Below are 17,830 nucleotides of genomic sequence, written 5' to 3' on the forward strand. Positions count from 1 at the left end.
CGCGACGAACGCGCCTTGGCGCCCCCCGGCTAGACATAGATCCCGCCGGCGTACTCGCGGTCCTGACGGATCTCGACGTTGATCAGAGCGGGCAGTCCCGAAGCCGCGGCGCGTTCGAGCGCGGGCCGCAGCTGATCCGGCTCGGTCACGTACTCCCCGTGACCGCCCAGGGCTTCGACGACCTTGTCGTAGCGCGTGCGGTTCAGCAACACGCCTTCGAGACGATCCCAGCCGTAGATCGCGCCCTGGGGTCGCATCATCTGTCCCCAGGCGCCGTCGTTGCCGACGATGCCGATGATCGGGAGGCCGAAGCGGACGGCGGTGTCGTACTCCATCCCGTTGAAGCCGAAGGAGCCATCGCCGTACATGATCACGACCGGGCGCTCCGGGTGGGCGAGCTTCGCGGCGAGCGCGAAGGGCATCCCGACGCCGAGCGTCCCGAGCGGCCCGGGATCCATCCAGGCGCCTTCGCTCTTGACGGGGATGATCTTCGCGGAGGTCGCGACGATGTCGCCGCCGTCGCCGATCACGATCGGGTCGTTCCCTCCGACGGAAAGGGTGTCGAGCCAGTCCCGCACCTCACGACACATGCGCTGGGGGTCGATCGGAACCTCGTCGCTGTTCAGCGCGGCCTGGACCTTCGCCTCGGCCTTGTTCTCGATCTCGCGGAGCTCGTCGCGCCAGCCCGTGAAGTCGAGCTTCGCGCCCTGCGTCTCGATCTCCGCCGAGAGCGCCTCAAACGTGCACGCCAGATTTCCGACGAGCGGGACGTCGGCCTGGCGGTTCTGACCGATCAGCGTCGCGTCCATGTCGAGCTGGATGATCTTCGTGTCCGCCGGGATCGTCTGGCCGAAGCGCATCCGGAAGTCGAGGAGCGTGCCCGCGAGGATGATCAGGTCGATCTTCTGGAGCGCATCGCGTCGCGAGCGGTTCAGGAACTCGGGCGAGTCCGGCGGAACCGTGCCGCGACCCATGCCGTTCGTGTAGGTGGGCATGTGCGTGTCGGAAATGAACTGATTCATCGCCTCGGACGCGTACGACCACTTCACGCTCGTCCCGGCCATCAGCATCGGCCGCTCGGCCTGTGCGAGGAGCTCGACCGCCTTCGTGACCTCGTCCTTGTCGGGGGAGAGACGCGGCGGGTTCGTCCGGATTTTCGGGATCGTGACCTCTTCCTCGACGCCCCCCATGAAGATGTCCATCGGGATCTCGAGGTAGGCCGGGCCGGGGATGCCGGAGACGGCGTGGCGGATGGCGAGCTCGATGTATTCCGGGATCCGCTTCGATTCGTAGACCGCGTCGCAGTACTTCGTGATCGGGCGGACGACGCCGAGGTGGTCCATCTCCTGGAGCGAGCCCCGGCGGAGGTTCTCGAAGGGCCCCTGACCGCCGAAGACCAGGATCGGAGAGTTGGCGCGCCAGGCGTTCGCGATTCCCGTCACGCCGTCGGTCACGCCGGGGCCGGCCGTGATCGCCGCGACGCCGATCGACCCGGGATTGCAGCGCGCCCAGGAGTCGGCGGCGTGGACTGCGGCCTGCTCGTGCCGCACGTCGACGATCTTGATCCCCTCGTCGATGCAGCCGTCGTAGAGGGGCATGATGTGTCCCCCGGAAAGAGTGAAGACGACTTCGACGCCGGCCTCCTTGAGCGCCTTGGCCGCGAGCTTTCCGCCGTGAAGGGACATGTTGGGACTCCGACTCGGCCGGGCTTCGTCCACGGAAGCATGGAGAGGACGAGCGCCGAGCGATTGGGAACGGGTTGCGGGGCGAACGGCCCGCTGCACCCTCGCAGATGGCCGGATCCGCACGATATCACCGGGCCCGAGGCCGGGCCAAGCGAGTGCCGGCGTCCACCGACCGTGAAACGCAGGACTCCGGGTTTCGCAATCGGTCGCAGGAACCGCGACCCGCGAGCGTGTCACGCGAGCGGGACCCGAACCAAAAGGGCCGGTGGATGCTTCCGCATCCACCGGCCCTTCGATTCGCAGGCGGCGATCCACGCCGCGCCGGCGTTCCCTAGCGAACGACGAACTGCGCGCGGCGGTTCAGCTGCCACGCGGTCTCGCCGGTGCCGTTCACGGCCGGGCGGGCCTCGCCGTAGCTCACGACGCTCATCTGGCCGTTCGGAACGCCCAGGTTGTAGAGGTAGGAGCGGACCGCATTCGCGCGGCGCTCGCCGAGGGCGACGTTGTACTCCTCGGATCCACGCTCGTCGCAGTGGCCCTCGATCGTGACCGAGGCGCCGGACTCGCGAAGCGCGTCCGCCGCGCCCTCGAGGACGTCCGCGAACTCGGGCTTGATCGTCGATTCGTCGAGATCGAAGTAGACCGGCGAGATCGAGATGTTCGCCGCGGAGATCGTCGTGTCCTGGACGGGGGCCGGCGGAGGCGGCGCGGGCGCCTCCGTGAACTCGCTGGTGTCCGGCTCTTCCTCGACCGGCGCGTCGTCGGTCGCGCAGGCGCCCACGAAGGCAACCATGGCCAGGCAGAGGAAGGGGATCAGCCGCTTCTGGGTCGAGGTGGAAATTCGCATCATGACTCGGTCGTTGCCTCCGCGACGAACATCCGCCGACGCCATGCGTCCTAACCGGGGGCGGCTCATCGCTCTTCTATATGCATGTTTGGTCTTCGAGGGCTGGCCTCGAAGCCCGCCAAACGGCAGCGGGGGGTCCAGGTCCGGAGCAGCCGCGACTCCCTCGAGCGACATCGAAGACGCTCCGGGAACCGCGCTGGTTCCGCCGATTCGGATCACACGGGCGTCCGAACCGAAGGAGATAATGGGGATTCCCGCGGGCCCGTGCAAGCTTCCGAGTGAGACCCGGCGACCGGCAAACGACCTGCTCGACTCGACTTCCGTGTGACCCCCGACACGAAGGCGTCGCGCCTACCAATCGCTCCGGGCGAGCGCTTCCCGGACCGCCTCGGGGTCCAGCCAGAAATGGAAATCTTCGCGCACGTCCACGAAACGGATCGTGCCGCCCGCGTCCAGCAGGAGCGTGGTGGGGTGGGGGACCCCCTGCTCGATGGCCTCCGGCTCCTGTTTGAGGATCCCGAGTGTGCTGATCAACTCACTTCTGGGATCGGCGAGGAAGAGGATCCGGTTCGCCAGACCGAGCTCGTCGATGAAGAGCCGGCTGCGTTCGTTGATCTGCGACTCCGCCATGACCCACACGATCCTCAGGTCCGGCGTCTCCTCGAATGCCTTCCGCAGCTCGACGAGCCGCGCCTTCGTGAAGGGTCACCAGTCGACCGAGCGTTCGAAGGTCAGTAGGACACGATGCCCCAGGAGGTCTTCCCGGGTGAAGGCCCGGCCCTGGAGATCGTGGAGCGTGAGCGGCGGCAACGTCTGACCGACGGCGAGCTCGCTCACGAGGTCCGCCCGCACCCGGTTCTCCGGTCCGCGCGCCATGCCCTCCACCGAAGGCAGGAGGAAGTTCAGCACGAGCAGTCCGCCGATCGCGAGGCTCGCGAGTCCGCGCAGGATCATGCGCTTTCTCCTTCGGGTACCGGTCCGCGGAGACAGCTCTCGGCGACGGTGGGTTTGGTCCAGATCAGAGCGAGGGCGATCAGCAGGAAGCCCGTGACCTCCCCGCGTAGCGCCTCGCCGGCGAATTCGTAGTAGTCGCCGATGATCCAGGCGACGAGTCGGATCACCGCCATCAATACCAGCGCGACGATCGTCATCGTCCCGACCGAGCGCGACGCCCACGGATCCCGTGCGGCCCCGATCAAGCCACCGGACCAGCCGACGAGCGCGCAGCCGGCGAAGGCGACGAAGTAGTGACCGATGGGACCGGTCGTCACCAGCGGCGTCGAATGCGGTCGCTGATAGAGAAAGAAGGAGAGGATCAGCGCCATCCCGAACAGGAAGAACGCGATCCCCAGCGATCCCATCAGCACGCGGTAGAGGCGCACACGATTCATCGCCCGGTATGATACCGCGCAACGAGCACAGGAACTCCCGTCTGGTGGTGAACGACCCCGATCAAAGCAAGACCGAAGCGCCTCCGCCGTCGAACGACGGTACGAAGCCCGAGACGACGCTGCTCCTGCTGCGCTTCAGCGGCGATCTGACCACGAAGGCCGACGCCACGCGACGCCGGATGACGTCGCGCCTCGTCGAGAACCTGCGCACCAGCCTCAAGAGCAGCGGCCGCGCAGGAAAGGTCGTGAAGGAGCGGAATCGCCTCTTCGTCTCCCTGGAGACGACCCACGATCCGACGCTCCCGGACGACGACGCCATGGCCGCGCGCTTCTCCCGGGTATTCGGAATCCAGTCCGTCTCGATCACCCACGCGATCCCGTGGTCCGACCAGGACGAAGTGGTGCGCGAGGGTGAGGCCTTCGGCGCGCCCTATGTCCGGAATCGGAGCTTCGCGATCCGCGCGCGTCGGGTCGGCGAGAAGAGCAGCATCCCGATCAGCACGACCGCCGTCGAGCGCGCGCTCGGCGCAGCACTCCTGCCGCTCGCGACCCGCGTCGATCTGGGAAACCCCGAAGCCGTCGTCTTCGTCGAGATCGATCCCGATCAGGCCTACTACTTCTCCGCGAAGGAGCCGGGCGTCGGCGGCCTCCCCCTCGGAACGGAGGGCCGCGCCGTCAGCCTCCTCTCCGGGGGCTTCGACTCCCCCGTCGCCTCCTGGCGGCTGCTCCGCCGCGGCGTCGCCCTCGACTACGTGTTCTGCAACCTCGGTGGCCGACAGCACGAGCTCGAGACGCTGCAGATCGCGAAGTGCCTCGCCGACCGCTGGCAGGCGGGGACGCGCCCGCGCTTCCACTCGGTCGACTTCGACCCGGTCAGCCGCGAGATCCAGGAGAAGGTCACGACCCGCTACTGGCAGATCATCCTCAAGCGGCTGATGTTGCGCGCCGCGGAGGCCGTCGCGGCGCGCTGGGAAGCCTCCGCGATCGTGACCGGCGAGGCGATCGGACAGGTCTCCTCCCAGACGCTGCAGAATCTCTCCGTGATCGAAGCCGGCGCGCAGCTTCCGATCCTTCGACCGCTCGTCGGCAACAACAAGGAAGAGATCATCGCGGAAGCCCGACGCGTGGGGACCCACGACCTGTCGGCCAAGGTCGGGGAGTACTGCGCGATCGTCCCGTCCAGGCCGGCGACCCATGCGCGTCTCGAGGACATCCTCGAGGAAGAGGCCAAGCTCGATCCGGGCGTGCTCGAAGAGGCCCTCGCCTCGCGCACCCACTACGGGCTCACCGAGGTCGACCTGGCGGCGTGGGACGCGGAGGCGCTGTCGGCCCGTGAGATCGGCCCGGCGGACACGGTGATCGACCTCCGGCCGAAGGCGGCGTATGCGACCTGGCACTACCCCGACGCGCTCTTCCTCGACTTTCCGAACGCGCTCCGCGCCTACGCATCGTTCGACCCCGCCCAGAGCTACGTGCTCTACTGCGAATTCGGGCTGAAGAGCGCGCACCTCGCCGATCTCATGCGACGCCAGGGGCTGAAGGCGAGCCACGTCTCGGGCGGGCTCCGCGAAGTGCGCCGCATGGCCGAGGCGCGAACGACCTAGCGTTCCGCGGCCTCGGCTTCGGCCGCGGAATCGAGACACGCCTCGCAGACACAGCTCGCCCCGCCGTCCCGTTCGGTCGCGCGCTTCGTGATCGAATCCGGGAAGACCCGCGAGACGCACCAGCAGGGCTCGTCGACGTCCTCCCCCTGCGCCCGCCGCTCCATCACGCAGGCGTTCGGTCCACCGCAGAGCACGCAGCGACTGCGGTCGATCTCGAGATCGACGATCTTGCGCGGCAAGGGGATTCCTCCACGGGATCGGGCCCCGGAACGTCGAGAATACCTCGGGATCAGCGCCGCTTCGCGGCCTCCATCTCCCGCAGCAGCTCGCGGCGCTCCTCGACGCTCATCTCGCGCAGGCGCTTCATCTGCTCGCGCGCCTCCTGGCGTTCGGCCTCGGACATATCGCGCCAGCGTCGGCGATTGCGTTCGAAGCGCTCGATCTCCCCCGATCGGCCCTGGATCATCGCCTCGAGCTCGTCGACGAAGGCCTTCCGTTCCGCCGGTTCGAGGTCGTCGATCCCACGAAGCCGCTGCCGGAGCGCCTTCCGTTCCTCCGCCGGGAGCGTCGCGGCGGCGCGCAGCAGCGCCAGGCGCTCGATCGGCGAGAACTCGGGCAGCGCCCGCTCGAGGGCGCGCATCCGCCGCCCCGCGCGGCGTCGTTCGCGCGGGGACGCATCCTCCAAGCGCTTCCGGACCTCCGCGCGCATCGCGCGCCGCTCCACCGGCGTCGCCTTCTGCCAGCGCTCGATCATGTTCGCGCGGTCGGGTCGCGCCGTCGGCGCCGTTTCCTCGGACCCCGCCGCGGCGGCGACCGTGAGCGCGAAGAACCCGGCCAGCAGGAAGGTGACCGCCCACGCGCGTACGAGGCGCCTTCGCTCCGTCGCGCTCATCCTCGCTCCCCCTCTTCGCGGCTCGCCATGAAGTCGAGCAGGTCGAGCTCCGAAATCACGGGCAGGTCCGCGTTGTCGACCCCCGGCACGAAGTCCGGACCCTCGCCGTAGCCGAGGGCGATCGCGAGCTCGGGGTCGAAATCCGGATCTCCGTCTTCCAGGCCGAAGGGATCGACCGCCTCGGGCGTCGCGACGACGACCCCCTCCCGGACAGGCGATTGGGGGCGCTGCACGATCTCCGAAGGTGCCGAGGCCGTGTCGGCGGACTCGCTCGGCATGATCGCGAAGTAGAGCATCAGCGCCGCGGCGGCCGTACCCGCGAGCAGCGGAACGGCCGGATGCCGCCACGGCGCGCGCCAGCCGTCGAGCTGGACGACGCCGGAAGCCTCGCTTCCCGTCCTCTCCCTCAGGCGTTCGAGACCGTCGGCGATCGCGGCCTCCCCGAGCGGAACACGCCCGAGATCCGCGAGGGCGTCGTCGATCGTCGCGAAGGCCGTCCGGCGCTCCACCGCGGCGGGATCGCTCGCGAGCAGGGCGTCGAGCTCCGTCCTCTCCCGGGGCTCGAGCGCATCGTCCCGCTCCGCGGACAGGAGCGCATCCAGGCGTTCTTCGGTCGAGTTCGAATCGCTCATCGCGACCCCTCCGTCATGGGCGTGTCGGGCGCTTCGGTCGCCGGGCTCGAAGCGGCCATGCGATCCGCGAGGGTCGCACGGGCGCGGTGGATCAACGCCTTCACCGACTGGGGCGATGCCTCCAGCACCTCGGCGATCTCCGCGTACGAGTGGCCTTCCACCGCCGCGAGCCAGAGCGCGGTCCGCTGGCGCTCGGGGAGCACCGCGAGCTCCGCCTCGATGCGGCTCCGTTCGCGGCGGGCGTGGGCGAGATCGTCCACGGCGTTCCCGCCGGAGACCAGGGTGAGGGCGGGACGCTCGTCGTCTTCGCGCGCCGGCGCGTCCGTACTCACGTGGGTCGCCTTGTTGCGGGCCCGATCGAGCTCGTTGAGCGCGAGATTCCGGGCGATGCGGAAGAGCCAGGTCGAGAAGCGGGCGTCCGCCTCGTAGCGATCGCGCGCGCCGTGCACCCGGACGAAGGTCTCCTGCATCAGTTCTTCCGCCGTCGCTCGTTCGCGCACCATCCGCTCCAGGAAACGGAGAACGGGCCCCGCCCACCTCCGGTACAGGGCGGAGAGGGCTTCCTCGTCCCCGTTCCGGAACGCGATCATCAGCCGGGCGTCCGGATCAAGGGTCTGCATTCCACCTCCGCACGGGGGATGAAACCGTCGACGAACGGGAAGGTTGCGCCGGGAGGCGAGATCGGACGCCCTTCAGGCGCCCTCGAGCTCCGCCAGGAAGCCGAGCACCTCGCGCTCGAAGACGTCGGGCTGCTCGATGTTCACGATGTGCCCCGCGTCCGGAACGACGACGTGGCGCGCGTTCTGGAGCTTCGCGCTCATGACCTCGCCCGCCCGGCGATAGGGCTTGTCGTCCTCGCCGACGAGGACCAGCGCAGGCACCGCGATGTCGGCGAGCTCGTCGATGACGGGCGGAATCGTGGCCGAGATCTCGCGGCCGAACCGGGCGATCCCCGGAACGGACTGGGCGATGATCGCCTTCGCCGCGGCCTGCGCGGCGGGGAGCTCGGGCTTGCTTCCGATACAGGTGATGCCCGCGCGGCCGTTCACGAAGTCCTCGAAGCCCCGGGTCTCCAGGAAGCTCGCGGTCCGCTCGACCTGCGCAGCCCAGCCCTCGGCGGCCTCGGGGTTCTTGAAGCCCGGGCCGGAGCCGACGAGCACGAGGGCGGCCACGCGATCCGGGAAGCGCGCCGCGAAGTGGAGACTCGCGAGTCCGCCGAAGCTGTGTCCCGTCGCCACGAAGGGTGCATCCGGGGTCGTCGCGTCGGCGATGGCCGCGAGGTCGGTCATCACGTTTTCGAGGGACCACGTCGGATCGTTCTGGGGGGCGGGCGAATCGCCGTGGCCGCGCTGGTCCCAGAGGACGACGGGATGGCCGGCCGCGACGAGGGCGCCGACCTGTCCACGCCAGTTCTCGTGCGTCGTGCAGAAGGCGCACGAGATGATCACCGTCGTCTTCGACTCGCCCTCGGGCCGATGGTGTTCGTAGTAGAGGGTGTTGCCCTCGGCAGTCGTCACGAAGGACAAGGTCGTTCCTCTTCGTCTGGAGTGAATCCGGGCGCCTGGCTTCGACGCGCCTAACGAATCTCGATCATCATCGGCGGCACGAGCACCGGGCTCCCGGTCGGCAGCCCTTCGACCGCCTCCGCCAGCTGGGCCAGGGGCGCCGGCCACTCGAAGGTCGGCGCGACGGCGCGGATCGACGCAGAGGAGAACGCGCGCATCAGCTGCTCGGAGAGCGTCGGCGGCTTCGGGTACGGGATCAGCAGGACGTCGTCGTCGGGATCGAGGCCGATCTCGACCTTCGCACGCCGCGCCGCGGTGTAGAGACCGCCGACCTCGTCGACGAGCCCGGCATCGAAGGCCTGCCGTCCGCTCCAGACCCGCCCCTGCGCGACCTTGCCGACCGCGTCGATCGAGAGCCCGCGGCCGTCCGCGACCCGGGTCAGGAAGAGCTGGTAGGTGTCGGAGACCGAGGTCTGCAGCCGCGCCAGGGCCGCCGGCGAGAGCTTCTCGCTCGAGAGGAGGAAGTCCGCGTGCCTGCCGCGGGTGAGCGACTCGACGCCGACCTCGAGCTTCTCGAAGAGGCCGCCGACCACCGGCCGGATCGCGAAGACACCGATCGAGCCCGTGAGCGTGCCGGGATCCGCGATGATCGCGTCGGCGGCGCTCGCCACGTAGTAGCCGCCCGAAGCGGCGACGTCGGACATCGACACGACGACCGGCGTCCCGAGCTCCCGCGCCCGGATGATCGCCCGCCAGATGATCTCGCTGGCGAGGGCGGAGCCGCCGGGACTGTCGATCCGCAGCAGGATGGCGTCGATCTCGGGGTCCTCGGCCGCGTCGAGGATCGCGCGGGACACGGTCTCCGACGCGAAGACCGTGTCGGTCGAGAGGGGGGAATCGTTGGCCTCGCCCTGGAGGACGGTGCCGACGCCGAAGATGAGGGCGACGCTCGCCTCGGGCTCGAAACCGATCGTCGCCGGATCGACTCGCGCGTAGTCGACGTCGTCGAGCAGTGCTCCGCCCTCCCGTTCGAGCAGCTCGTCGAGATGGACCTCGCCGTCGATCAGTCCGAGCGCCTCGAGCTCCTGGCTCCGGACCGGGCCCCGGTCGATCGCCGCTTCGACGGCGGCGACCGGAAGATTCCGCCCTTCCGCGAGGGCCGACACGAAGCGCGCCCAGGCATCGTCGAGGAGCGAGTTCGCCATCTCTCGAGCGTCGTCGGACATCGTCCGCTCGGCGTAGACCTCGACCGCGCTCTTGTACCGGCCGGCCCGCGCCACGTCGAAATCGATGCCGAGCTTCTCCCAGAGCCCGCCGAGATAGATGTACTCGGCGGCGAGACCGACCAGGGGAATCGCCGAGCCCGGCGCCACGAAGATCTCGTCCGCCGCGCTCGCCACATAGAGCTCCTTGTTCGCCAGGAAGCCCTGGATCTCGAGATGGGCCACGACCCGCTTGCCGCTCTCCCGCACGCGGATGGCCGCCGCGCGGATCTCGTCCGCCTTGCCCCACCCGATCGCGAGGGACTCGATCCGGAGCACCACGGTCTCGATCCGCGAATCCCGTTCCGCTCGGGTGAAGAGCCCGAGCAGGCTCAGGAGCGGCTGGGTCGAGTCCCCGGCCAGACGCGCGAGCGGATTGGGGCCGGGGGTATCGACGTACTCCCCGCCGATCTCGATCAAGAGCGTGGTGCCGTCCTCGACCTCCACCGCCGTTCCGCCGCCCAGCGAACACGCGAGGGGGGTGGCGATCAGGAATAGAAGGAAGAACGCAGGCACCGAGCGAAGAGAGAAAGCCGTCTGCATGCGGCGAGGGTATCAGAGGCGCTCCGCCGGGCGCGAAACGCCGGTCCCGAACCGACGGAGCGCACGCCCCTCGAGACGAAGGCGGCTAGCCCGCGAGACCCAGCTTCCCGTCGAGGGTCGACGCGAAGAGCTTCGAGATCCCTGCCCCCTGCGCGCGCGTCGGCTTCCCGATCTTGACGCTCATCCCCATGCTCATGGTCGAGAGCGTGTGCGCGCCCTGGCTGATCGAAGTGACCACGACCACCGGCAGGTCCGCCACCTCCCCCTCTTCCTCCAGGGAGACCCGCATCAGGAACCGGGCGCCGACCTCCGCCGCAAAGGGGGTCGGCACGAAAAACCCGGCGGGCTGGATGTTCGAGACGACGGAGTCGAGCAGATGCTCCCGGTTCCGGTACTCGACGACGAGGCGGGTGGGGCGCTCCCTCGAGTCCCCACCGCCCATCGCCCGGAGGCCGGCCTGCCGGGACTTCGCGAAGGAGTTCCCGATCTGGCCCTTCAGGTCGAGCCAGCGCTGGTATTCCAGCGGCGTCACGCCCGCGCCGAGACGCTTGCGCTCCAGGCTGCCGAATTCCCGCATGAGCGGCATCAGTTGCTGCACTTTCGTCCGGTCCCGCATCCTCGACCCATCGGCAGATCGGGATCCCCGCCGAAGGGAGATCCCCGGCGGGTGCCCTCGAAGCGCCGCGGACGAGCCGCCCCGATTCCGTTAGATTCGCGGCATGAGTCACGACCATTTCCGATTCCTGCCTCATCACATCTCCCCGGACGATCCCGGAGATGACCCCATCGTCTTCGCCTTCAAGGGCCGAGACCTGCTGGTCACCGAGGACGGCACCCTCCCGGATCTCGGCAAGATCGACGCCGCGGGCTACGAGGCCGTCCGGCGCCAATACCTGGGCTCCCTCGAGGGTCGGCACTGCTTCTCCGCCGAGCTCGCCGACGACGCGCAGCCGGCGGGCGGCCTGCGCTTCTCGAACCTGCACATGCTCTACGGCTCCCTCGACGAGGCGACCCACGCGGTCGCGGGCCGCGCCGTCCAGATCGTCGAATGGGACAAGACCCACCAGTTCTGCGGCGCGTGCGCGGAACCGACCGTCGTGTCCGAGATGGATCGCTCGCGCTCCTGTCCGTCCTGCCAGATCCCGATGTACCCGCGGCTCTCGCCGGCGATGATCGTGGCGGTCGAGCGCGGTGACGAGATCCTCCTCGGGCGCTCGCCGCATTTTCCGGAAGGCATCATGAGCGTGCTCGCCGGCTTCGTCGAGCCCGGCGAGAGCGCCGAGGACGCCGTCAAGCGCGAGGTCTACGAGGAGACGAAGATCCTCGTGAAGAACGTGCAGTACTACTCGAGTCAGGCCTGGCCCTTCCCCAACTCGCTGATGCTCGGCTTCCGCGCCGAGTACGAAGCGGGCGAGATCGAAGTCGATGGCGTCGAGGTCGTCGCGGCGGAATGGTTCAGGGCGAAGGACATGCCGAACTTCTTCCCGGGTCGCGTGAGCATCAGCCAATGGCTGATCCACGACTTCCTCGAGCGGAACGGCGTGAATCCGCCGAAGTAGTCGATGGTCGAGACGCGCCCTTCGATCTGTCGCTTCTGCCATGCGAACTGCGGGATTCTCGTCGACGTCGAGGAGGGGCGGCCGGTTCGGGTGACCGGGGACCGCGCGAACCCGGCCTATCACGGCTTCACCTGTGCGAAGGGCCGGTCCCTCCCGGATCAGCACGCGCATCCGGACCGTCTGCTCGCGTCCCAGAAGCGCGGCGTCGACGGGACCTACTCGTCGATCTCGAGCGATCGAGCGATGGACGAGATCGCGCGCCGCGTCCGTGAGATCGTCGATCAGCACGGACCGCGGTCGGTGGCCCTCTACCCCGGCACGTACTCGGGGCCGCACCCGGCGTCGATCCCGTCCGGTGTCGGCTGGATGATCGGCCTCGGCTCGCGGATGGTCTTCACCTCCGCCGCGATCGATCAACCGGGCAAGCACGTGGCGAACGCGATCCACGGTCGCTGGCTCGGCGGCTCCCATGTCTTCGACGAATCCGACGTCTGGCTCCTCGTCGGGAACAACCCGCTGATCTCGATGTCCGGCGGGATCCCACCGTCGAACCCCGGCCGCCGCCTGCGCGAGGCGAAAGCGCGCGGGATGAAGCTGATCGTGATCGATCCGCGCAAGACCGAGGTCGCCCGCTTCGCCGACCTCCACCTCCAGCCGAAGGCCGGGGAGGATCCGACGGTCCTCTCGGCGATGCTCCACCTGATCCTGCGCGAGCACCGCTACGACGAGGCCTTCTGCGAAGCGCACGTCGCCGGACTCGACGCCCTCGCCGAACGCGTCGCGGACTTCGACCCCGAATACGCCGCCGAGCGCGCGGGGCTCACCGTCGACGAGATCGTCGCTGCCGCCCGGATGTTCGCCGGGGCCCCTCGCGAGGGCGAGACGCCTCGCGGCTGCGGCGTCGCGGGGACGGGGCCCAACATGGCGCCTCACGGCAACCTGACCGAGTACCTGCTGCTCGCGCTGAACACGGTCTGCGGACGCTGGCGCAAGGAGGGCGAGGTCGTCCCGAATCCCGGCGCACTCCTCCCCGAAGCGCAGGCGAAAGCGCAGGCGCTTCCGCCCCGCGCCGGCTGGGGCAAGGGCGAGCACCTGCTCTCGCGGGACCTGTCGAACTCCGCCGCCGGACTCCCGACCGGCGCGCTGGCCGACGAGATCCTCTACCGGGGCGAAGGCCGGATCCGCGCCCTCTTCTGTATCGGCAGCAACCCCGTCTCGGCCTGGCCCGATCAGCTCAAGACGATCGAGGCGATGGAGTCGCTCGACCTGCTCGTGACCCTCGACATGAAGATGTCCGCCACCTCCCGCTTCGCCGACTACGTGATCGCCCCGAAGCTCTCCCTCGAAGTCCCGGGCATCTCGGTCTCGAGCGAAGCCATCGAGCAGACCTACGTCGCCCATGGCTATCCCGAGCCCTACGCCCAGTACACCCCTGCGATCGTCGACCCGCCCGAAGGCGCCGACGTGATCGAGGAGTGGGAGTTCTTCTACGGCCTCTCGAAGCGCATGGGCATCGACCTCGTCGCCTATCCGATCCGCGCCGAAACCGGTGCCCTGCGCGGTCGGCGTGAAGCCTTCGCCTTCGACATGGAGCAGAAGCCCACGACCGACGAGGTCCTCGACGGACTGATGAACGGCTCGCGCATCCCGCTCGACCGTGTCCGCGCCGAGCCCCACGGCGCGATCTTCGACGACGTCGAGATCCGGGTGGCCCCCGCCGATCCGGATTGCGAGGACCGCCTCGACGTCGGGAACGTGGACATGATGAGCGAGCTCGCCGACGTTCGAGACGAGAATCCCGCCGGCGAGGCCGCCTATCCCTTCCGGCTGATCTCGCGGCGACTCCCGAACGTCTACAACTCGAGCGGCCGGGACATCGATCGTCTGAACGGGCGGAAGCCGTGGAACCCCGCGTTCCTCCACCCGGACGACGTCGCGCGTCTCGGCCTCGCGAAGGGCGATCTCGTCGAGATCCGCTCCCCGCGCGCTTCGATCATCGGGATCGTCGAGCCGGCCCGGGACGTCCGGCCCGGGGTGGTCTCGATGGCGCATTGCTTCGGAGAGACCCCGACGGAAGAGGAGGCGGTCGACGATGCGGCCCGCGCGCTCGGCGCGAACACGAGCCGGCTCGTCGACAACGAGGACGTGTTCGATCCACATACGGGCATCCCGCGCATGAGCGCGATCCCCGTCGCAGTGGAGCGCCACGGGTGAGCCTGCGCCCTGCGATCCTCCTCAGCCTCGCGTTCCTCGCCCTCGCCTTCACCGGCGTCGCCTGTTCGACCCTCCCCGGCCGTTCCGAGTCCCGCGGAGCGGACACGCGCCACCGCTACGCCCTGGCCGGCGACGAAGGGCCCGTCGTGGTCTTTGAGAACGGCCTCGGCAACTCGATGCGCGTCTGGACCCCGGTCTTCGAGCCGGTCTCGGGCTTCGCGCGCGCCTTCGCCTACGACCGGGCCGGCGTCGGCGGAAGCCGCTCCGAGACGGCGACCCGGGACGGCGCGACGATCGTGCGCGAGCTCCGCGCGCTGCTCCAGTCCCTCGAGCTCGAGCCGCCCTACGTCCTCGTGGGCCACTCCCTGGGCGGCCAGTTCGTCGAGCTCTACGCGCGGACCCATCCCGAGGAGGTCGCGGCCGTCGTCTTCGTCGACGCGCGGCACGCGGAGTTCGGAACCCGGTGTCTCGAGGCGCAGGCGGAGCGGTGCGCCGTTCCCTGGTACGCGCGGCTGCTCATGCCGAGCGGACCGCGGGCCGAGCTCGATGCCGCCGATGCGACGACCCGGGCGATTCGCGACGCGGGCCCCTTTCCGCCGATTCCGGTTCGCGTACTGACCGGCCGAGGGCAGCCACCCGAGATGCCGAACCTGCGGCGCGCCTGGGCCGAGTCCCAGGCGGATCTCGTGCGGCTCTCGCCGCTGGGCACGCAGGAGATCTGCGAAGACTGCGGCCACTACGTCCAACGCGACGCGCCGGAGCGGGTGATCGGCGCGATCCGGGCCCTCGTCGAATGATCCGTCGGGCGCTCGCCACGCTCACGCTCGCGGCGACCCTGCTCGTCCCCCTCGCCACCGCCGCCGCGACCTGCCCCCCTCCGCCCGGCTTCGAGGCGGCGCTCGCCCGCGCGATTCCCGAAATCGTCTCGGGTCGGCTCGACAACGGCCTCCGCTTCGTCCTCGTTCCCCGGGCGCACGATCCGGCGCTGTCGATTCGCGTCGCCTATGACGTGGGCGCGCGCGACGAGGCGATTGGACGCGAGGGCGTCGCCCACCTCTTCGAGCACATGATGTTCAAGGGCGGCGGACGTGTCCCCGACGGCGGTCATTTCCGCGTGATTCGCGACGTCGGCGGCTACACGAACGCGATCACCGACTACGACACGACCCAGTACTGGCAGAACGTCCCGCGCGCCGCCCTCGAACGAACGCTCTTCCTCGAAGCCGAACGAATGCGCGGGCTCCGGCTGAGCGAAGCGAACCTCGCGAACCAGCGCGCGGCGATCCGCGAAGAAGGCCTGGGGCTCGAAAACCAGCCCTATGTGAACGCGGCCCTCGCCTTCGGGCTCTCGCTCTTCGAGGGCACGCCCTACGCCCACAGTCCGCTGGGCACGCCGGAATCCCTCGCCTCGATGAGCGCCCCGGAGGCCGAGGCGTTCCAACGGCAGTGGTACGCCCCCTCGAACGCCGTCGTCGTCCTCGTCGGCGGCTTCGAGACCGAGGAGGCGCGCGCGATCCTCGAACGGACCCTCGGTGCCGTCCCCGCGCGTCCGGCGCCGCCCGAACGCGAGCGTTCGACGCTCGAGGGAACGCCGCGCAACGTCGTCGCGGAGGACCCCCTCGCCCCCTTCCCCATTCTGGCGACCGTCTGGAACGGCGTCGCCGCGGACGATCCCGACCTTCCGGCCATCGCCGTCCTCGACGACGTCCTGCTCGGCCATCCGGACGCCCGCCTCGTCCGCACGCTCACCCGGGACAACGCCCTCGAAGCGTTCTCGCTTCCGCTCGCGTTCCGCGACCTCGGCCTGTTGGCCTGGGCCTTCGTCCCCCGGACCTTCGTTTCGACGGCGACGCTGCGTGCGCGCATCCAAGAAGAGACCCGACGACTGCTCGATCGACCGCCGGACTCGGAGGAGACCTGCCACTCGGTGCAGCGGGTGCTCCGCGCGCGCCTCGCCCTCGTCGCGGATGCGGAAGGCGTCGGGGCCGCGCTCGCCCGCGCCGCGCTCTTCCAGGGCGATCCACGCGCCTTCGAGCAGGAGCTGTCCGCGATCGCACGGGTCGAGCCGGACCAGCTCGCGCGCGTGGCCGAACGGGTCTTCGAAGGACCGATGCACACGCTCGAAGTGGAGCCCGTCGGCCTCATGCGCTTCGTGAAGCGCCTGCTCGAGTGGCTGCCCGATGGCGTCGGCGCCTCGCTCGAGGGGACGCTCCTTTGATCCGCGGACGGGGGCGGTCTCGGGCAGCGTCGAGCGTCGTCTCGCTGCTCGTTGCGTGTGTGCGACCTCCGACGCCCGTCGAGCCCACGGCGCCGATCGTCGACATCGACCTCGCACCCCGTTGCCTCGAGATCGCGGATCTCCCGACCCTCTCGCGCGACCTTGGCGAGCGCGTGCCGACCGAGCTCGCGGCGCACATGCCATCGCCGGAGGGCGACGCGGCGATCTGGGTCGACGCCGACACCGCGTCGCCTTTCGCGCGGATCGCGATCGGCGTCCCCTGGCCCCGCGTCGAAGCGGACGACGCCGCGATCGCGGGACTCCTGCTCTCGGAAGGCTGGACCGCGCGAGATCCGGAAGGATTCCGGGCGCGCGCCGCCCGACGCGGGGCGCAGGTGCGCGTCGACACGACCGGGGATCGTCTCTGGCTCGCGGCTTCGGCACCCACGACGGAGGCGGCCGTACTGACCGATCTCCTCGACGAAGTCGTCGCGTTCGCCTCCGTGGACGAGGAAACCTTCGCCCATGCACGTCGACGCGCGCGCCTCGCCCGCCTGGCGGCCGCCGCCCTTCCTGCGACGGTCGCGCGTGATCGCCTCGATCGACTGAGAAGCGATCCGGCCAAGGGCGCCGCGAAGCCGCCCCGCGACCGGGCCGCGCTGCGAGCGACCCTGCGCACCCGATTCGTCGAGGCGCTCGATCGCACCCTCGTCTTCCAGGGATTCGCGAAGGACCGGGTCGCGGCGCTCGGTGAGTGGACCCGGGCTCGCGCCGGGTCGGCTCCCGACCGAGCCGACCCGGCGGAGCGCGTCGCGAGGGAGAGCGAAGGCGCCCTCGATCTCGCGCCGACCGACGTCCTCGTCGTCGGCCGAAGAGGCGCGCCCCAGGTCGAAATCCTCCTGGCGATTCCGAACGCGCCGGGCGGGCGCGACGATGCGCCGCTCCTCGAGGTCCTCGCGAGCGCCGTCGGCGGCAACGTCGGGGGCCGACTCTTCGCCGATCTGCGCGAGCGCCAGGGACTCGTCTACACGATCGATGCCGCACAGGATCCCGACGGTCTCTTCTTCGTCACGACCCGCGCCCGCGCCCCGCGCGTACCCGCCGTCGTCGCCGGTGTCGAAGCCCATCTCCGCGCCCTCGTCGACGTTCCCTTCCTCGACTGCGAGGTCGCGACCCTCGCGCAGCGGATGCGCGGTGAAGATCTGCTCGAACGTGCGGACGCGGACGCTCGCTATGCCGCGCTCCGCACGTGGCTCTCGCACCGGAGACGTCCGGCGGGGGTCGAGCTCCCCGCCCACCCGATCGGGTCGATCACGTCCGAGGCCCTCCGCGCCGTCGCCCATCGACACCTGAACGAAGCCCCGATCGTCGTGCTGGTCGGCGACGCCGATGCGATCGAGCGAGCCTTCGAGACCGTCGCGCCGGAACGCCGGCTCCGGACGATCGATGACGAGGGGCGGATCGACTGAGGCGAACGG

General features: G+C 69.7%; 18 protein-coding genes. 6 read left to right on the top strand and 12 right to left on the bottom strand.

The features are described 5' to 3' along the window. Positions 1 to 29 precede the first annotated feature (29 nt). The 5 genes from NXI30_09285 to NXI30_09305 form a co-directional block, all read right to left on the bottom strand. Positions 30 to 1,685 (bottom strand): thiamine pyrophosphate-binding protein, encoded by a 1,656-nt coding sequence (locus NXI30_09285; protein ID MCR9094398.1) that lies wholly within the window; start codon positions 1,683 to 1,685, stop codon positions 30 to 32. Positions 1,686 to 2,016: 331 nt separating this feature from the next. Next, complete coding sequence (gene pal, locus NXI30_09290; GenBank protein ID MCR9094399.1) at positions 2,017 to 2,535, bottom strand: peptidoglycan-associated lipoprotein Pal; 519 nt, start codon at positions 2,533 to 2,535, stop codon at positions 2,017 to 2,019. A 348-nt stretch (positions 2,536 to 2,883) separates the two neighbouring features. Beyond that, the gene (locus NXI30_09295; GenBank protein MCR9094400.1) at positions 2,884 to 3,162 is read right to left on the bottom strand and encodes a peroxiredoxin family protein; all 279 of its coding nucleotides are present in this window, start codon (positions 3,160 to 3,162) and stop codon (positions 2,884 to 2,886) included. A 75-nt stretch (positions 3,163 to 3,237) separates the two neighbouring features. Further along, on the bottom strand, positions 3,238 to 3,486 hold the full coding sequence (locus tag NXI30_09300; GenBank protein ID MCR9094401.1) for a hypothetical protein: 249 nt from the start codon (positions 3,484 to 3,486) through the stop codon (positions 3,238 to 3,240). Then, positions 3,483 to 3,923, bottom strand: a complete 441-nt coding sequence (locus NXI30_09305; protein ID MCR9094402.1) for a hypothetical protein — start codon at positions 3,921 to 3,923, stop codon at positions 3,483 to 3,485. Before NXI30_09305 ends, NXI30_09300 begins: the two co-directional genes overlap by 4 nt. A 47-nt stretch (positions 3,924 to 3,970) precedes the next feature. On the opposite strand from NXI30_09305, the gene thiI reads away from it, so the two are divergent. Then, entirely contained in the window at positions 3,971 to 5,527 is a 1,557-nt protein-coding gene (thiI, locus tag NXI30_09310) for a tRNA 4-thiouridine(8) synthase ThiI (GenBank protein MCR9094403.1), read from the top strand. Here the strand turns inward: thiI and NXI30_09315 are convergent. The 7 genes from NXI30_09315 to NXI30_09345 all read right to left on the bottom strand — a co-directional run bounded on the left by NXI30_09315 (position 5,524) and on the right by NXI30_09345 (position 10,938). Continuing rightward, entirely contained in the window at positions 5,524 to 5,766 is a 243-nt protein-coding gene (locus tag NXI30_09315; protein ID MCR9094404.1) for a cysteine-rich CWC family protein, read from the bottom strand. The genes thiI and NXI30_09315 overlap by 4 nt on opposite strands. A 50-nt stretch (positions 5,767 to 5,816) precedes the next feature. Further along, complete coding sequence (locus NXI30_09320; protein MCR9094405.1) at positions 5,817 to 6,419, bottom strand: DUF3106 domain-containing protein; 603 nt, start codon at positions 6,417 to 6,419, stop codon at positions 5,817 to 5,819. Then, on the bottom strand, positions 6,416 to 7,051 hold the full coding sequence (locus NXI30_09325; protein ID MCR9094406.1) for a hypothetical protein: 636 nt from the start codon (positions 7,049 to 7,051) through the stop codon (positions 6,416 to 6,418). Before NXI30_09325 ends, NXI30_09320 begins: the two co-directional genes overlap by 4 nt. Beyond that, a complete protein-coding gene (locus tag NXI30_09330) occupies positions 7,048 to 7,671 on the bottom strand; it encodes a sigma-70 family RNA polymerase sigma factor (protein MCR9094407.1) in 624 nt (207 codons plus the stop codon). Before NXI30_09330 ends, NXI30_09325 begins: the two co-directional genes overlap by 4 nt. A gap of 72 nt (positions 7,672 to 7,743) precedes the next feature. Then, positions 7,744 to 8,568 (bottom strand): alpha/beta hydrolase, encoded by an 825-nt coding sequence (locus tag NXI30_09335; protein ID MCR9094408.1) that lies wholly within the window; start codon positions 8,566 to 8,568, stop codon positions 7,744 to 7,746. Between the two features lie 59 nt (positions 8,569 to 8,627). Further along, positions 8,628 to 10,361, bottom strand: a complete 1,734-nt coding sequence (sppA, locus tag NXI30_09340; protein MCR9094409.1) for a signal peptide peptidase SppA — start codon at positions 10,359 to 10,361, stop codon at positions 8,628 to 8,630. Positions 10,362 to 10,446: 85 nt separating this feature from the next. Then, positions 10,447 to 10,938, bottom strand: coding sequence for a hypothetical protein (locus NXI30_09345; GenBank protein MCR9094410.1), 492 nt, complete (start codon positions 10,936 to 10,938; stop codon positions 10,447 to 10,449). Between the two features lie 142 nt (positions 10,939 to 11,080). On the opposite strand from NXI30_09345, the gene nudC reads away from it, so the two are divergent. From nudC to NXI30_09370, 5 genes are read left to right on the top strand one after another with little or no spacing between them, the layout of a single operon-like run. Continuing rightward, the gene (gene nudC / locus NXI30_09350; protein ID MCR9094411.1) at positions 11,081 to 11,920 is read left to right on the top strand and encodes an NAD(+) diphosphatase; all 840 of its coding nucleotides are present in this window, start codon (positions 11,081 to 11,083) and stop codon (positions 11,918 to 11,920) included. A gap of 3 nt (positions 11,921 to 11,923) precedes the next feature. Then, positions 11,924 to 14,134 (top strand): molybdopterin-dependent oxidoreductase, encoded by a 2,211-nt coding sequence (locus NXI30_09355; GenBank protein MCR9094412.1) that lies wholly within the window; start codon positions 11,924 to 11,926, stop codon positions 14,132 to 14,134. Further along, positions 14,131 to 14,931, top strand: a complete 801-nt coding sequence (locus NXI30_09360; GenBank protein ID MCR9094413.1) for an alpha/beta hydrolase — start codon at positions 14,131 to 14,133, stop codon at positions 14,929 to 14,931. The genes NXI30_09355 and NXI30_09360 overlap by 4 nt, the downstream gene beginning before the upstream one ends. Beyond that, positions 14,928 to 16,352, top strand: a complete 1,425-nt coding sequence (locus tag NXI30_09365) for an insulinase family protein (GenBank protein ID MCR9094414.1) — start codon at positions 14,928 to 14,930, stop codon at positions 16,350 to 16,352. Before NXI30_09360 ends, NXI30_09365 begins: the two co-directional genes overlap by 4 nt. A 59-nt stretch (positions 16,353 to 16,411) precedes the next feature. Beyond that, complete coding sequence (locus NXI30_09370) at positions 16,412 to 17,821, top strand: insulinase family protein (protein MCR9094415.1); 1,410 nt, start codon at positions 16,412 to 16,414, stop codon at positions 17,819 to 17,821. The last annotated feature ends 9 nt before the right edge of the window (positions 17,822 to 17,830 follow it).

The sequence above is a fragment of the bacterium genome, assembly GCA_024742285.1.
GTDB lineage: Bacteria > Myxococcota_A > UBA9160 > UBA9160 > UBA4427 > UBA4427.

Excerpts from the sequence above, each read along its gene's own strand:
- NXI30_09285 (MCR9094398.1), bottom strand. The coding sequence starts at position 1,685 with ATGTCCCTTCACGGCGGAAAGCTCGCGGCCAAGGCGCTCAAGGAGGCC.
- pal (MCR9094399.1), bottom strand. The coding sequence starts at position 2,535 with ATGATGCGAATTTCCACCTCGACCCAGAAGCGGCTGATCCCCTTCCTC.
- NXI30_09295 (MCR9094400.1), bottom strand. The coding sequence starts at position 3,162 with ATGGCGGAGTCGCAGATCAACGAACGCAGCCGGCTCTTCATCGACGAG.
- NXI30_09300 (MCR9094401.1), bottom strand. The coding sequence starts at position 3,486 with ATGATCCTGCGCGGACTCGCGAGCCTCGCGATCGGCGGACTGCTCGTG.
- NXI30_09305 (MCR9094402.1), bottom strand. The coding sequence starts at position 3,923 with ATGAATCGTGTGCGCCTCTACCGCGTGCTGATGGGATCGCTGGGGATC.
- NXI30_09320 (MCR9094405.1), bottom strand. The coding sequence starts at position 6,419 with ATGAGCGCGACGGAGCGAAGGCGCCTCGTACGCGCGTGGGCGGTCACC.
- NXI30_09325 (MCR9094406.1), bottom strand. The coding sequence starts at position 7,051 with ATGAGCGATTCGAACTCGACCGAAGAACGCCTGGATGCGCTCCTGTCC.
- NXI30_09330 (MCR9094407.1), bottom strand. The coding sequence starts at position 7,671 with ATGCAGACCCTTGATCCGGACGCCCGGCTGATGATCGCGTTCCGGAAC.
- sppA (MCR9094409.1), bottom strand. The coding sequence starts at position 10,361 with ATGCAGACGGCTTTCTCTCTTCGCTCGGTGCCTGCGTTCTTCCTTCTA.
- NXI30_09345 (MCR9094410.1), bottom strand. The coding sequence starts at position 10,938 with ATGCGGGAATTCGGCAGCCTGGAGCGCAAGCGTCTCGGCGCGGGCGTG.
- nudC (MCR9094411.1), top strand. The coding sequence starts at position 11,081 with ATGAGTCACGACCATTTCCGATTCCTGCCTCATCACATCTCCCCGGAC.
- NXI30_09355 (MCR9094412.1), top strand. The coding sequence starts at position 11,924 with ATGGTCGAGACGCGCCCTTCGATCTGTCGCTTCTGCCATGCGAACTGC.
- NXI30_09365 (MCR9094414.1), top strand. The coding sequence starts at position 14,928 with ATGATCCGTCGGGCGCTCGCCACGCTCACGCTCGCGGCGACCCTGCTC.